This is a genomic window from Microtetraspora malaysiensis (assembly GCF_001528665.1).
Taxonomy (GTDB): domain Bacteria; phylum Actinomycetota; class Actinomycetes; order Streptosporangiales; family Streptosporangiaceae; genus Microtetraspora_A; species Microtetraspora_A malaysiensis.
Genome location: NZ_BBYJ01000042.1, coordinates 44164 through 58996, shown reverse-complemented (window position 1 = coordinate 58996; position 14833 = coordinate 44164). Strand labels below are relative to the sequence as shown.

Genomic DNA, 14833 nt, shown 5'->3' with positions numbered 1-14833 from the left:
GGCGGCCTTCAGGATCTCATTCGCCCGGCGCAGCTCGGCGTTCTCCCGCCGCAGCCGCTTCAGCTCCGCCGATTCATCGCTGGTTGTGCCTGGTCGGGTGCCTTCGTCGATCTGGGATTGACGGACCCATTTGCGCAGCGTCTCGGCGGTGCCGATGCCGAGTTTGGCGGCGACGGCGTTGATCGCGGCCCACTCGGTCGGGTAGTCCGGGCGGACCTCGGCGACCATACGCACCGCGCGCTTACGCAGTTCTGCGGGATAGGGGGACTTGGCTGCCATGACTCGATCCTCTCAAGGGAACGAGCCTCCACCGAAGCCGGAGCGCTTCAGTGTGACCGGCGGCAGGGCGCTTGTGCTCTGCGTGGGGGCGTCGGGTTTCAAGATGGGCACTGGCCGGAAAAGGTTGATGGCCGTAGGGGCGGGGCGCGCTGGCAGGGTGCTGCTGTTCACGCTCGCGCTGGTGGTGTTCTGCGCGGTCGTCGGCGTACGGGCGGGTCGTCCTTCGAGGACAGGGGGGCGAGCCCAGCGCGCGCGTCCGCTAATTGATATGGGTCATTGATCCGCGCCGCGATCTTCAGTGCCGCGCGGAAGTGCTCCGCAGCCGTCTCGGGCTCCCCGCACGCGGCGTACGCGCGCCCTAGGCCGTTGAGCACCGTGCACTCGGTCAGCTGCTCCGACAGCTCCCGGGCATGGGCCAGGGCCTCCTTCTGCAGCCGGAGAGCCTCCAGGGCCGACCCCTGTTGCAGCAGGACCTGGCCTAGGTGGTTTAGGGCCAGTGCCTCCAGCATCGTGTCGCCAAGGTCGCGGGCGATTTCCAGGGCCAGATCGGCGGAGTCCCGCGCCGCGTGCAGCAGCCTCAGGTCGAGGTGGGCTGTGGCCACCTCGAGCAGGACGCACACCTCGTCGTGCCGTCTGCCTCGCAGGCGAACCCACGCTAGGGTCTGATCGAGGCACTTCAGTGCCTGGTGCGTCTTGCCCAGTCGAACGTTGATCTGCCCGGCTAAATAGACGGTGGCGATCTCCCCGGCTCTGTCGCCCCTCTCGCGATACAGCTCCATGGCCTCGTCGTTGGTGGTGAGGGCAGCGGTGAGATCGCCGGTTCTGAACAGCCCGAACGCCACGTAGTTCAGCGCCTCGGCCTGCATGCCCTTGTCGCCCGTGGCCGCAGCGAGTTCCACCGCCCCTCGCTGGCAGTCCAGGAATGCGCCGTACTGGTTGGCCTCCATGAGGGCGTGACCCAAGGTGGTGAGGATCTTCGCCTCGCCGCCCCGGTCGCCCAGTTCCCGGACGACCTTCAGGGCCACGCGATGGGTGGTGATCCAATCGTCGATGTGCCGGGCCACGTAGCAGTAGTACGCCGTGACGTAGGCGAGTTGCCAGGCGTGCGCCCGCCACCCGTGCCGGGCGGCGTGTACGACCAGCGTGACAGTGTTGTCGTGCTCGCTGTTCAGCCAGGCCATCGCGCTGTCCCGGTCGGCGAACTCCCTGACCCCGTGCGCTGGGCGCGGGACGCTCGGTGTCAGGAGCATGGCGTCCGGGTCGACGTGGGCCATGGCGGCCCTGGCGGTGTGCGCGTGCCAGCCGAGCAGCCGCTCCCACACCTCCGACTGCTCGCCTTCTTCGCCCGCGAGTTTCCTGGCGTACTCGCGGATGAGGTCATGCATGCTCACACGCTGACCGGCCCAGATCACCAGATGGGCGCGGGCGAGCGCTGTCAGGCAGCGGCGCGTGGCCTCCGTGCTCTGGCCGGTCATGGCCGCCAGAGCGTCAAGGCTGATGTCGCGGCCCGGGTGGAGGCTCACGATACGGAAGGTCGTGCGTATGGGTTCGGGCAGCGCCCGGTAGGAGGAGGCGATGGTGGCGCGCACCCCCGCGTGGGGATCCTCGGCGAAGTCGAGGGCTTCCAATCGGTTGCCGGCGCGTAGTCTGGTCACCAGGTCGTCCGCCATCGCGCCGGCGTCGCGGAGCTGCGCGGCTGCCAGGCGCAGGGCAAGGGGCAGATAGTCGCACAGGGCAGCCAGTTCCGTGATCGGCGCTGCGTCCTGTTCGCCGTCCAGGAGGGTGCGCAGCAATGCCTCAGCCTCCTCGGGCGGGAGCATGTCTAGAGTGACGACGCTGACGTCGTGGGTGGCGGTGAGTCCGCGCAGTGCATCCCTGCTGGTGATCAGTACCCGGCTCATCAGCGAGCCGGGGAGTAAAGGGCGGACCTGGTCGGCGGTGGCCGCGTTGTCAAGCACGATGAGCATGCGCTTGCCGGCGACGGCCGAGCGGTACAGGGCCGAGCGCTCATCCGCGTCCACGGGGATCTGCGCGTGCGGCACACCGAGCCCGCTGAGGAGCTGCCACAGGGCCTGGCCGGACGTGACCGGCGTGCTATGTGAATAGCCGTGTAGGTTCACGTACAGGTGGCCGTCGGGGAAGCAGGTGGCCCGGCGGTGTCCCCAGTGGACGGCCAGGGCGGTCTTGCCAACGCCGCCCGCGCCAGCGATGGCGGTTATCAGCAGGGTGCCGCCGTCGGTGGACAGAAGCGTGTCCAGAGTGCCGAGATGCCGCTCGCGACCGGTGAAGCGCACTATATCGGTCGGCAGCTGTCGCGGTATGAGGTGCGGGCGCGGCTGCGTCTCGCGGAGCCGCACCTGATCGGCGGGCTGTGCGGTGTCCGGGTTGCCGGAGAGGATGGCCTGGTGCAGCCGCTGGAGTTCGTCGCCGGGTTCCAGCCCGAGTTCGTCGTGGAAGCACTGGCGCGCCAGCCGGTACTGCTCCAGCGCGTCGGCGCGTCGGCCGTCGCGGTGCAGCGCGATCATGAGTTGGGCGCGGAAGCGTTCATGTAAGGGCGTGGTAGCGATGAGCTGCCGCAGCTCCGCGACCAACTCGGCGTGATGGCCCAGGGCCAGGTCCGCCTCGATGCGGTCGGTGAGGGCGGACAGGCGAAGTTCCTCCAGAGCGCGGCCTTCCAGGGTCTGGAACTCCAGGCGTGTACCCGTCAGAGCCGATCCTCGCCACAGATCCAGCGCGGCGCGCAGCCGTTCGGCGGCCCCCCGCACGTGGCCCGCGGCCCGGGCGGCGCCCGCGTCGGCGACTTCGGCGAGGAACGCCGCCAGGTCAGAACCGCGCGGGGGGACCTTCAGCGCATAGCCCCCGGAGCTGGTGGACAGGGCCGCGTCGGTGGCGAGGGCGCGGCGCAGGGACCACAGGTGGTGGTGCAGTGCTCTGCGGCCCGTGGCCGGCGGGTGGTCGCCCCAGAGCGCGTGTAGCAGTTCGTCGTGCGGCACCACCCGGTCGCCACGGAGGATGAGGAGCGCGAGGAGGGTCCGCTGTTTCTCGCCGACGATCGGCACCACGTTCCCGTCACGCCAGATCTCCACCATCCCCAGGACACGAAGCATCAGCCTGGTCCCCCCTTTGCGGTCACGATCATGCCCCGTGTGTCCCCATCGTGGTCCTCCTCTGTCTCGGTGCTCCACAACGGGCGATAACAGATCCACAAACGAGATCGCGACAAAGTAGAGAGAGACTCCACAGCGCCGCCCTCCATGCTGCTTTATGTCGTACTAATCCCCTCCGATCGCTTACAGATCATTATTTGGGAGGTTGGGTGTACATCCGCCGAAAGGCTTGTTTCGCCATGCCAGGAAACAGGTGGGCCTGGCGACGAGCAGCCCTCACCGCGGGGTTGGCGACCTCGCTCCTCTTAGCCACCAGCTACGTGGCGGAGGCCGCCGCCTCGGCGGTAACCGCGACGCTCGCCCCCGACCCGGCGGCCGCGAAAGCCCCGCAGGTCACCGAGCGGGCCGACCGCATCTCCGCTGCCCTGAGCGCGCGCCTGCAAGGCAGCCGGGTCCTGGTCACCGACGAGACCACGGAGACCAGCCTCACCTACGTCAACCCGAACGGCACCATCACCCTGGAGACCTCCTCCGACCCCGTACGCGTCAAGCGGGGCGACAAGTGGAGGCCTGTCGATACCACGCTCGCAGTCTCAGAAGGGCTCCTCAAGCCCAAGGCTGCTCTGGCTGATGTCTCCTTCTCGGCTGGTGGTGCGGGGCAGCCACTCGCGCAGTTGAAACGTTCCGACAAGGAGTTCTACGCCCTCGCGTGGCCAACGACCCTGCCCAAGCCCAAGGTCGAAGGCAACAAGGCCACCTATGCCGAGGCCGCGGGCCCTGGCGCCGACCTTGTCCTGACCGCGCTTCCCACCGGCTTTCGCCATGACGTCGTGCTGCGCCAACGTCCCAGCGGCCCTGTCGAGTACAAGATCCCTGTGAGGACCGGCGGGCTGAAGCTCACCGAGACTGAGCAGGGCCAGCTGAAGCTCACCGACGGCGCGGGCAAGACCGTCGCTTCGGCACCGGCACCCGTGATGTACGACTCGCCAGGCCAGGCCGCGCAGGCCGATGACTCTCGCAAGGGGAAGCTGGAGACCGAGCTCTCCGCCGAAGGCGATCAGCAGTTCCTGGTGCTCAAGCCCGACCCGGCGTTTCTCTCCGACCCTCGCACCCGCTGGCCGGTGGTCGTCGATCCCACGCTGACGCTGAACGTGCAGTCCTACCGGACCCTCTATGCGCCGTGCGACGACGGCGCCCAGCTCACCTCGGCCGAGATGGTAGCCGGCATCATCGACGGCTACTACAGCTGGGACGGCTGCGGCTCTCACAGCGAGAAGGAGCAGGACGTCCCCGCCCGGGCGCTGATCAAGTTCGACACCTCCACCCTTGCGGGAAAGAACGTGGTCGACGCTCGCCTTGACCTCAACACGACCATGGTGGGCTACGAAGGACAGCCGGCCTGCCCCGTCGGTCGCAAGCTCACGGTCCGCCGCCTGACCGGAACGTGGTCACCCACCAACGTCCGTTGGCGCAATCAGCCCGCCACAACCGACGACGGCGCCGTGACCACGCCTCCGCCCTCCGCCTGCCTCGGCGCCGACCTGGCCCAAAACGTCATGTGGAGCATCCCGATCACGCCGATCGCCCAGGCATGGGCCGGCGGCGCGGCGGGCAACGGTCTGCAGCTCAAACTGGACGACGAAGCGACGGACCGCGGCAATTTCTACTGGACCTTCAATCCCGTGACACTCTCCCTGACCTTCGGCAGCACCCCATGGACGGAGAACCTGCGGGCCGCGCCGATCACGGGTAACGACGGGGTCTTCTACACCAACACCCTCACCCCCAGCCTGTGGGCAGGAGCCAGGGACAGCGACGGCGGGTTGCTGAAGGTCGACTTCGAGGTCGAGCACGATCCCGCTGACACCGCTCACGGCACAGGTGTCATCTGGAGTGGCTCTGTCGACGGCGTCCAGGCCGGACTGAACGCCAAGGTCAAGATCCCTGAAGGCAAGATCGCGGACGCTTGGCAGATCCGGTGGCGGGCCCGTGTCTCCGACGGCGTCGAGACCTCCGACTGGTCACCCTGGCAGAAGATCACAGTGGACGCCACCCCTCCCACGCTGGTGTCGGGGAGCACGGGCTGCTCTCATCCGGAGGGTTCGTGGAAGCCGCTGAACTGGAACGGTGACTCCCACTGCTTCATGAACTCCTACTGGGGCGATCTTGACGGCTATCAGTACGGGATCGACGATCCCGCGATGCCGAAGTCGCTGGACAAGTACAGCGGAGAGTTTTCCCTCTCGTCGCTTTCCACCGGTTGGCACACCATCTACATGAGGGCCCGCGACAAGGCGCATAACACCTCTCCCGTCTTCAAGACGAGCTTCGGGATCGGGGTTGGCGGGCTCGTGCAGCATGCCTCCCGTACGTCGAGGGCGGTGACCTTGGAGACCGCCGCCGCACCCGCCCAGACCAAGGTCAGCTACGAGTACCAGATCGGCGACCCGGACGCCAACAGCCCGTGGGCGGTGTGGCGGCCCGTTCCCGCCCAGGACGTCACCGTGCCCGGCTCGACGCAGCCACTGACATCGTGGCCCCAGGTCCGCACGAACACGTCGCAGAACTTCCCGCCCCTGGTCTGGGATCTCGCGAAGACGCTCCGGAGCGAGGCGGACGACGGAGGCAAGGTCCAGGTCCGTGCCTGCTTGTCGGGCACCACCGGTGAGGAGAAGTGCTCCGACGGGAGCACCCTGATCCTCGACCAGAGCGCCTTCGGCGGCTCCTACGCCACAGCCGACATCGGGCCCGGCAAGGTCGCGGTGCAGACCGGCGACTTCGCTCTCAACGCCACCGACACCAGCCTCTTCGGCACCTCCATCAAGCGAACTCACACCACCCTTCATCCGGAGGCCGACCGGCCGGATGAGCAACTCGCTGAGAACAAGGTATTCGGACCGGGATGGCGTGCCGAGTTCCCCGCGCCGCCCACTAACGTGCCGAGTCTCGCTCCCTCGGGAGACGGTGAGTCGGGCGCGCTGCAGCTGATCGGGCCCGACGGCTCGACCTGGACGTACGTCAGGTACGGCGAAGGCTTCACGGGTGTCGGCGACGCTGCTGAGGGGTCCTTTATCACAGTCGACAACGGGCAGATGGTCTACACGGACGCGTTCGGCAACAAGACGACCTATGTCAAGGCGAACGGGAGTTGGGTGGTCGCGCGCACGGAGACGGCCGCCACCGAGTCGGCCACCACCTACTACCGGGACAACCAGGGGCGCATCACCCGGGTTCTGACGCCCGTCGCAGTGAACGTGACCTGCGGCACCGTCCTGGCCGCCGGTTGCCGCGCCATCGAACTGTCGTACGCGGCCAATACGACGGCCACCGGCGTCGCCTCGGGCTGGGGTGACTACATCGGCCAGGTCAAGAACGTGACCTACACGGCGTTCGACCCCGACACGGGCGCGATGAAGACGACCGCGATGGCCTCGTACGCGTACGACTCAACAGGGCACCTGCGGCAGGTTTTCGACCTGCGTACCGGCCTGACGACCACCTACTACTACAACGCGGAGGGGCGGATCAACCAGCTCACCCCGCCGGGGCTGGCCCCATGGCGCTTCAATTATGACAGCGCCGGCCGTCTGATCGGCGTGCAGCGGGAAGGCGGCGATATAGACCCCACCATGGCGGTCGCCTACGACATACCTATCGGCGGCGCAGGGGCACCGGTGGACCTGACCGCGACCCAGACCAGCCAGTGGGGGCAAGCCACAGACCTGCCTGTGACGGGCACCGCGATTTTCCCCGCCTCGCACGTGCCGCCGCGCCAGGAAGGCGGGAGCTACCGTCCCGGCACGTCCGACTGGGAGTACGCCTCCCTGGTCTACACTGATGCGGACGGTCGGTCGGTCAATGCCGCCCGGTATGGTGCGGGCGCTTGGCAGATCGGCGCGACACGCTACGACGACAAGGGGCGCGTCGTATGGGATCTGGACCCCGGCAATCGGGCGCAGGCTCTGGCACCGACTGAGGACACTGATCCGTACGTAGTCGGACGATCCGACTCGGCCGCTCGCGCCGACCTTCTCGCCAGCGTATCGACCTACACCAGTGACGGTGACCTCAGCACCGAGCTCGGACCAGCCAGGCTGGTTACCCTGGCGGACGGTCGCTTCGTGTCGGCACGGGCGGAGAAGATTAACGTCTACGACGAGGGCAAGCCATCCCAGGCGATCAACTACCGCCTGGTCACCACCAGTACCTCCAGACCGGTGGTACTGGATGGGACGGCCACTCCAACGGCTGAGGACAGCCAGGTGACCAAGACCGGGTACGACCCGATCGGCTCGGGCGACGCCTCAGGCTGGAACCTGCACAAGGTCACCTCCGTGACGACTGTCGTGCCGGGTGGTGCCGACATCGTGCAACGCCTGCGGTACGACGCGGCCGGACGGGAGTTCGAACGCAGAATGCCCAACTCCGCAGGCGCAGATGCCGGCACGACTGTCACCCACTACTACACCGCCAGTGCGCACCCCACCGCGCCCGAGTGCGGGAACAAACCGCAATGGGCAGGCTGGTCTTGCCGATTCGGGCCGACCGCTCAGCCGGCGGGCGCTCCACTACCGGTGCACTCCTCCACGTACAGCTATTACGGCGACACCGCCGTCCGTACTGACACCTCCGGCAATGTCACCCGCACGGTGACGTTCGGCCACGACGTTGCGGGGCGTGCCACAAGCGTCGAGACGCAGGTCAGCCCGGTAAGCGCGGGCGGCACGGCCACACCACCGACCACCTACACTTACGACGCGCTGACCGGCCTGCCCAGCCAGACCACCTCTGGCGAACAGAGCATCATCCAGCAGCATGATGCCTTCGGACGGTTGAGTTCGACCACCGACGCCAGTGGTAACACCAGTACTGTCACGTACAACATCGACGGTCAGATCGCCACCACCTACGACGGTAAAGGGCTGATCACCTTTACCTACGACGGAGTGGACGCATCCGGGCGGACGGAGCACCGCGGGATGCTCACTCGCATAGACACTGGTGCGGGGGTGTTCACGGGCAGTTATGACGAGGGCGGGGCGCTGGCGACGCAGGTCTACCCCGGCGGCTTGACAGCCATGAGTAATTATGACTCGACCGGCGTCCGAACTGGCCTGAGATACGCCAAGGACAGCAACGCCTGGCTCTCCTACGCCGCCGTTCCCGATATTCAGGGACGGATCGCCAAACGTCAAGGACCTGGTGGAAGCGCTCAGAACTACCGTTACGACGGTGCCAGCCGACTGGTCAGAGTGGAAGACGCCTACGGCGGCACCTGCACCACCCGGCTGTACTCCTTCACCCTCAACACGAACCGGCTCTCCCGAAGCGACTACTCCTCTACCGCAAGCTGCGGCACTGCAGGGACCCCCGTCGAGAAGAGCTACACCTACGACACGGCTGACCGCATCACCGGCAGCGGCTATGTCTACGACAACCTCGGCCGGACTACTCAACTACCGGCCGGTGATGCGGTCGGTGGCTCTGACGTGACCGTCGCTTACTACACCGACGACCAGGTCGCAATGATCAGCCAAGCCGGGCAGAGCAAGACCTTCACCCGGGACTCGGCAGGACGGATAACCAAGACCGTCACCACCGGCGGGCCGAAACCCGGCACGACCGTCAACCACTACACCGGAGGAGAGGACAGCCCCGGCTGGGTCGCCGAGGCTGACGGTTCCTGGACCCGGAACCTGCTCGGCCTGTCCGGCCTGGCGGCGATCCAGCGCAGCGACGGCAGCGTGACCTTGCAACTGGCAGACCTGCACGGCGACCTCACCGCGACCGCTGCCCCCACAGGCAACGGAATGGCCAGCTACACCGAGTACACCGAGTATGGCGCACCGCGTGCTTCCGCCAGCGGATCCACCCGTTACGGCTGGCTGGGCAGCTACCAGCGCGACAGTGAGGTTCTCGGCGGACTCGTGCTCATGGGCCGCCGCCTGTACAACCCCGTCACTGGACGCTTCCTGCAACTCGATCCGGTGGACGGCGGCAGCGCGAACGCCTACGAGTATTGCAGCGGTGATCCGCTCAACAAGACCGACCTCACAGGAGAAGATGATTACCTCGGCGGTCGCGGTGAGTGGTCCGACATCACGCGTGAGCGCGACACTCTATACGAGCAGGTCTACGGCACCATAGTCACGTTAACGTGCACTCGCTTTGACGTGGTATGTGGCGACAAGCTCGAGGTCTTCATCGAGGTGAATCACTACTACCGCACTTACACCCAAGTTAACCATTATCAGGAAAATAGAACGATCTACGTTTGGGTCTGTCAAAAAACCGCGCTAAGCCCCTGTGGGCGTCGCGTACGCGAGACGATACCCCAGACTAGAAGACGGACAGAGACCATCGTCACTAGCTACCACAAGACGGTCCACATAAAAGAATACAGATCGGGCAGTCTGTTAATATATAGAACTGTAAACGACTCAGGCTGGCAGGTATCGGGCCGTAAGGTGACCACCACTTATACCGCCTGGGTGAGTGGCAATGGTCCATATAGCACGAAGTTCCCGTAAGCCTCTCTGTGAATTGCTGATGCTGCACTCTCGGAGGCGGAGTGCGGCATCAGCGAAGCGTCTAAATGCATTCGCAGGAGGTGGCAAGTACATTTCTCTCAGGGTTAAATCATGTTTGGCACAGTAAGGGCAGCTCGGGCGATCACTGCATTCAATTGCTGATGACCATCCTCGGAAGCGCCATCCCGTTTCTTCCGCTCGCGATCAATGGAATCCTGCTGCTCAATTTTTTGGCCAGGGCGACGCCGATGGGTAGCAGGTTGCTCGGCTTGCGCTTGATGGGTTCGGGGTGGGGGGAAGGCTCGTTCTCGTCCGCTTCGAACATTGACGGATCAGCTGAAATTCACTGAGAAAACGTCATTATCCTCGATGACTCACGGGGTGGTCATACTCCCTAATCAGCTTCAGCTGAGGGAGGTTTCCGCCTGATCGTCACGTTCGTTGCGGGCGACTGGCACGGCGGCCTGCCCGAGACGCTCGGGTGGACGGCGGTTCCACAGGCCGCGACAGGACCGCAATCACTCCTTTCTGGGATCGACGAGACACGTTCAAGCTGGTCATGTGGGTGCCGGAAGCGCGCACAGGCGCGCCCAACACGTCAGGAACGCCTGTCTCCACGGCCAGGTAGCACTGATCTTCACAATGCGGCGGCGGGCGTGGGAGACGAGCCGGGCGGGCAGGTGCCACAGGCAGTACCGCATCGTCTGCAGTTCGGCCCGAGCCAGCTCGGCGTCGTCATACAGGCCCAGCAGGCGAGTCCAGGCGTCCAGATCGGCGGCGATGTTGGCCGCCAGCACCCACCCGACATTCACGTTCCAGGTCTTGGACGGCAGGTTCCGCAAGCCCATGGCCTTGCTGGTCCGCACCCGGTCCTCCACGGTCGCGTGCGAGCGGTGCAGCACGTCGATGAACTGCGCTTGGTGGCTACCGGGCACGCCCCGCATCCCCCGCGGGCCCATGTTGGTCGCGATGATCGAGTACTTCCACCCGGTCTGCTTCTCCAACGCCGTGAGCTTCGCCGCATGCCGGCCCGAGGGTTTGACCCGGCGCACCAGCAGACGCACCTTCCACATCCCGGCGCGGGCGTTGAGGCCGGTCAGTTCGGCGACGCCGGCCTGAGGATGCACGGTGCCGTCCTGACGCAGCGCCGCCTCCCACACCATCGTGGGCAGGGCGGCGATCGCCGCCTCATCCACCTCGGTGATCGCCCATCCGACGGTGAAGCGCACCGTCCGCCGCGTGGTGTTCAGCTTCTCCAGCCGTTCCAGCAGGTCATGGGTGGCGCCCGCACCGTCGATGCGGATCAGCAGCTTGGCCCGCCACCGGGCGGGGATCTGCTCGATCGCCGCAGCCAGCACCTCCAGGTGATCGGCCACCGTGTTCGAGCCCGCCGACCCTTTGCGCAGCAGCATCGCCAGCGATTCCTGGGCGTTGGCACACCACGCGCCCAGCGGATGAAAACCCCAGGTCTTCTTGAACGTCGCCGCCGCGCCTTCCTTGGGCGAATGCGCGGTGATGAGGGTCGCGTCGATATCGACGACGATCCAGCCGGTGAGCACCTTTCCGGCCACCTGCAGCCAGGGGAATCCGGCCTCGCGCTGCGCGATCAGCGTCCACACGTGCCGGCGCACCCGCGCCCTGGCCCGCGCGATCCAGATCCTCAGCCGCTCGCCTTCACCGACCGGTTCCAGGCTCCGCCGCACGGTGGAGTCCGAGGGTGGGGCCCCGAACAGCGCCTCTTGGTGGGCCAGCAAAACGATCTGGCGCATGCTGGTCGCCCCGAGCGTGATCGCGACCGCCAGTTGGACGAGCACGACACCCCGGTCCCATACCGGCACGGTGCCCAGCCGGGCGAACACGGCGCCCAGCGCCCCGGCCAACCCCGTCTGATCAGCGCATTTACGTAAGAGCACGGCTCCGGCGTGCCCTATCAAGCCCTTGCCGTCCACGCGCACGGACAAGCGGCGGTCCCATGCCGTACTGTTCACCCGGAAGGTGCGTCCGTTCTCTGCGATCTCGTGATCTAGGCAATCCGATCATCGCAGGCCGGAGGCACCTTCTTTCATTATTGATCTTCAGTGCGAAATGCCGACTGAATAGCCGAGGTTATCTTCATCCCGGCTGTCCGCCCGGCCCGACCAACTCGCCGCAGCCGTATGCGCCTACGCGGGCGGCCGAGCGGCCCCTGCCAGCAGCGGGGGGGCTCGGCCAGGCACGACAGCTGGGACTCACGAGCAGGCACCGCGGAACGCCCAAGGGGTCGCGACGCCTGACCTGCTTCTACCAGGCACTGTTTGCCCTGGCCTGGTTCCGCTCCAAGCCCAACCTCCGCCGCGAACTCGGCCGAGGTGTACTGACAGCCGCGGTCACCATGAAAGATCACCCCGTCGACCTGGCCGCCTCGCGCTCCGACCGCCGCCGTCAACGCGTCGCTGATCAGATCGGTCCGCAGATGGTCGGCGATCGACCAGCCGACCAGGCGCTGCGACCCGATATCGATCAGCGTCGCGAGATACAGCCACGAGTCAGTGGCGGTCGCCTTTGGTGCCGCTACCGGTCCGCAGTCGCTGCGAGGACCGGGCGGGTAAGCGTTTGACCAGGTCGGTGGCAGTGAAGGTGCCGGCCGGGGTGGCCAGGCGGTGGTCGGTCTTCACCGCGTCACATAGCGGTAGCCCAGGGTGCGGACCGACGTGAGGGTTTCCCGGCCGCCGTACACCCATGTCGACGGCGGGTTGCGGCTTGCTGAGCGGCGGAATCGGCAATCCGTCCCATCGGAGCGGAGCCACCCGAGGGACGGGACGAGCATACCGTCGCGTCGTCCGTTGACGAAGCGAGGTCAAGCGCAAGCGCAGACCAGACCAACCTTGATTGGTCTGGTGGCCGCTCCTTAGTGTGTGAGCACATCAGCCCCGCAAAAAGAATCACGGAGGAATTCGCGCAATGACCACTGTCGAAAACAGTCAACTTGTTTCCGGGATCCCGTGGCCGGTTATTCAGGGTGGTGACGATGAGGTCGTCTATTTCGATGACAAGCCGTGGGTGGAGATGCAGGACCTCGGTTATACCGGGTCCTACAGCAAGGTCATTTCGGTGGACCGGGAAAACCGCATCGTCATCTTCCTCTACGACATGGCACCCAACACGTCCTTCCCCATGCACCAGCACAAGTGCCGGGTGCTCGCCTATACGATCTCCGGTGAATGGTGGTACGACTCCCGGGAGGAGCTCGTCGAGGGGACCACGATCGTTGAGGGCATCGGGTCGACGCACATGCCGCAGTCCGGCGATCGTGGATTCCGTGCGTTCGTTGTGCTCCTTGGTGAGCGTGACGAAGAAGTTCTTCTCCGGCGGCAGCACCCGCAGACGCTGGAGACGCTCAACATGGACTTCGACTACTTCGAGCGGCTCATGACCGCCGACGGTCCTGAAGTATGTCGCGTGACCGGTTGGCCGACCGACCACGCCTGAATCGGCGGGCGCGCCCGACACCGGGCGCCGCCGCGTAGCCAGTATCGGCACATCCGCTGGCGGCGCCCGTCACACACATTCGGGGAATTTTAGATCTTCCGTGCTTCTCATTTCCCCAGGAGAGTCATGCATAGCGTCAAATCGCGCGATCAGTCGGCGCGATGGTCCAGAATCTTGCCGGTCGTATTTGTCACCTACAGCCTCGCGTTCCTGGACCGCGGAAACTATTCGCTTGGTGCCGCGGGCGGGCTCTCGGAGGAGCTCGGCATCACGGCCAGCATTTCTGGTCTGATCGCTGCCAGCTTCTTTCTCGGCTACTTCCTGTTTCAAATTCCCGCGGCGCATTATGCGGAACGGCGCAGCGCGGTCAATCTGGTCTTCTGGACGTTGATCGCCTGGGGCCTGCTCTCCTCCGTGCAGGGCCTGATCTCGAGCGTTCCGATGCTGATCCTCGCCCGTTTCTTCCTGGGTGTGGCGGAGGCTGCGGTCTTCCCCGCTCTGGTGATCCTGCTCACCCGCTGGTTCCGCAGGGACGAGCGAGGCAGGGCGAACACATTCCTCATCCTGGGCAGTCCGGTCACCGTGATGTGGATGTCCGCGGTGACCGGCTACCTCATCGAGGCGACGAGCTGGCGCTGGATGTTCATCGCCGAGGGTGTGCCCGCCATCCTCTTCGCGTTCGTGTTCAAGTGGCTGGTGAACGACTCGCCACGGCAGGCGGCGTGGTTGGACGCCGGCGACTGTGCGCGGCTGGAGTCCGATCTCGAGTCGGAACAGCGTGACCTGCCAAGGTTCGACGGTTACCTCCAGGCGTTCCGCTCCCGCCAGGTCGTCCTGCTCAGCTTGCAGTACGCGTTCTGGACCGTGGGTGTCTACGGGCTCCTCTTCTGGATGCCCACCATCATCAAGGCGGCTTCCAAGCAGGGCATCGGCAATACGGGGCTCCTCACCGCACTGCCGTACGTGGTCGCGGTCGTCTGCATGATCGCTAACAGCTATTGGTCGGACCGCTCGCAGGCTCCACGTTCCCGCTTCGTGTGGCCGTTCCTGCTCGCGAGTGCCCTCCTCTTCTACGCATCGTCCACGGTCAGCACGGACAACTTCCTGCTGGGCTACGTCCTCCTGTGCCTGGCCGTCGCGGTCGTGTACGCGCCCTACGGTCCATACTTCGCGGCTATCAGCGAACTGCTGCCGCGCAACGTCGCCGGTGCGGCTACCGCACTGGTGAACAGTCTCGGAGCGCTCGGATCGTTCGCAGGCACCTATCTCGTCGGGTGGTTGACCGGGGACTACGGGGCGCATACGGCCTTCCTCTTCCTTGCCGTATCGCTGGCCTGCTCGTCTCTGATCATGCTTCTCGTGCGGAAGCCGGACGCCGATCCCGCCGTACCCCTGCCCGTCGGCCAAGCCGCACAGTCATAGAACTACTCGGCATCTTCGGAGAAGAAA

The 14833-nt window shown here is 65.8% G+C and carries 7 protein-coding genes and 1 pseudogene; 4 read left to right on the top strand and 4 right to left on the bottom strand.

What is annotated here, in order from left to right:
- Nucleotides 1-279: transposase (locus tag AWQ71_RS37850; protein WP_067143643.1), on the bottom strand; the 279-nt coding region annotated here is incomplete at its 3' end.
- Between the two features lie 167 nt (nucleotides 280-446).
- A complete protein-coding gene (locus tag AWQ71_RS37845) occupies nucleotides 447-3386 on the bottom strand; it encodes an AfsR/SARP family transcriptional regulator (RefSeq protein ID WP_067143640.1) in 2940 nt (979 codons plus the stop codon).
- 320 nt (nucleotides 3387-3706) lie between these two features.
- Here AWQ71_RS37845 and AWQ71_RS37840 point away from each other — a divergent pair, with 320 nt between their 5' ends.
- Together AWQ71_RS37840 and AWQ71_RS42360 are read left to right on the top strand one after the other, a co-directional pair.
- Complete coding sequence (locus AWQ71_RS37840; RefSeq protein ID WP_169806726.1) at nucleotides 3707-9916, top strand: DNRLRE domain-containing protein; 6210 nt, start codon at nucleotides 3707-3709, stop codon at nucleotides 9914-9916.
- A 65-nt stretch (nucleotides 9917-9981) separates the two neighbouring features.
- Nucleotides 9982-10266 carry a hypothetical protein gene (locus AWQ71_RS42360; RefSeq protein ID WP_157570824.1) on the top strand — a complete coding sequence of 95 codons (285 nt, stop codon included), beginning with the start codon at nucleotides 9982-9984 and terminating at the stop codon, nucleotides 10264-10266.
- Nucleotides 10267-10473: 207 nt separating this feature from the next.
- Here the strand turns inward: AWQ71_RS42360 and AWQ71_RS37835 are convergent, their stop codons facing one another.
- Complete coding sequence (locus AWQ71_RS37835) at nucleotides 10474-11877, bottom strand: IS1380 family transposase (protein WP_281196512.1); 1404 nt, start codon at nucleotides 11875-11877, stop codon at nucleotides 10474-10476.
- Between the two features lie 374 nt (nucleotides 11878-12251).
- Nucleotides 12252-12440 (bottom strand): annotated as a pseudogene (locus AWQ71_RS44170) (DDE-type integrase/transposase/recombinase); the annotation flags it as partial.
- Nucleotides 12441-12856: 416 nt separating this feature from the next.
- Between AWQ71_RS44170 and AWQ71_RS37830 the strand changes: the two are divergent.
- Both AWQ71_RS37830 and AWQ71_RS37825 read left to right on the top strand, forming a co-directional pair.
- The gene (locus tag AWQ71_RS37830) at nucleotides 12857-13384 is read left to right on the top strand and encodes a cupin domain-containing protein (RefSeq protein ID WP_067143632.1); all 528 of its coding nucleotides are present in this window, start codon (nucleotides 12857-12859) and stop codon (nucleotides 13382-13384) included.
- A 126-nt stretch (nucleotides 13385-13510) separates the two neighbouring features.
- Nucleotides 13511-14806: an MFS transporter gene (locus tag AWQ71_RS37825; RefSeq protein ID WP_067143629.1), complete on the top strand. Its 1296-nt coding sequence runs from the start codon at nucleotides 13511-13513 to the stop codon at nucleotides 14804-14806.
- Nucleotides 14807-14833 lie beyond the last annotated feature (27 nt).

Coding starts and splice junctions, on each gene's coding strand:
- AWQ71_RS37830 (WP_067143632.1), top strand. CDS start 12,857: ATGACCACTGTCGAAAACAGTCAACTTGTTTCCGGGATCCCGTGGCCG.
- AWQ71_RS42360 (WP_157570824.1), top strand. CDS start 9,982: ATGCATTCGCAGGAGGTGGCAAGTACATTTCTCTCAGGGTTAAATCAT.
- AWQ71_RS37825 (WP_067143629.1), top strand. CDS start 13,511: ATGCATAGCGTCAAATCGCGCGATCAGTCGGCGCGATGGTCCAGAATC.
- AWQ71_RS37845 (WP_067143640.1), bottom strand. CDS start 3,386: ATGCTTCGTGTCCTGGGGATGGTGGAGATCTGGCGTGACGGGAACGTG.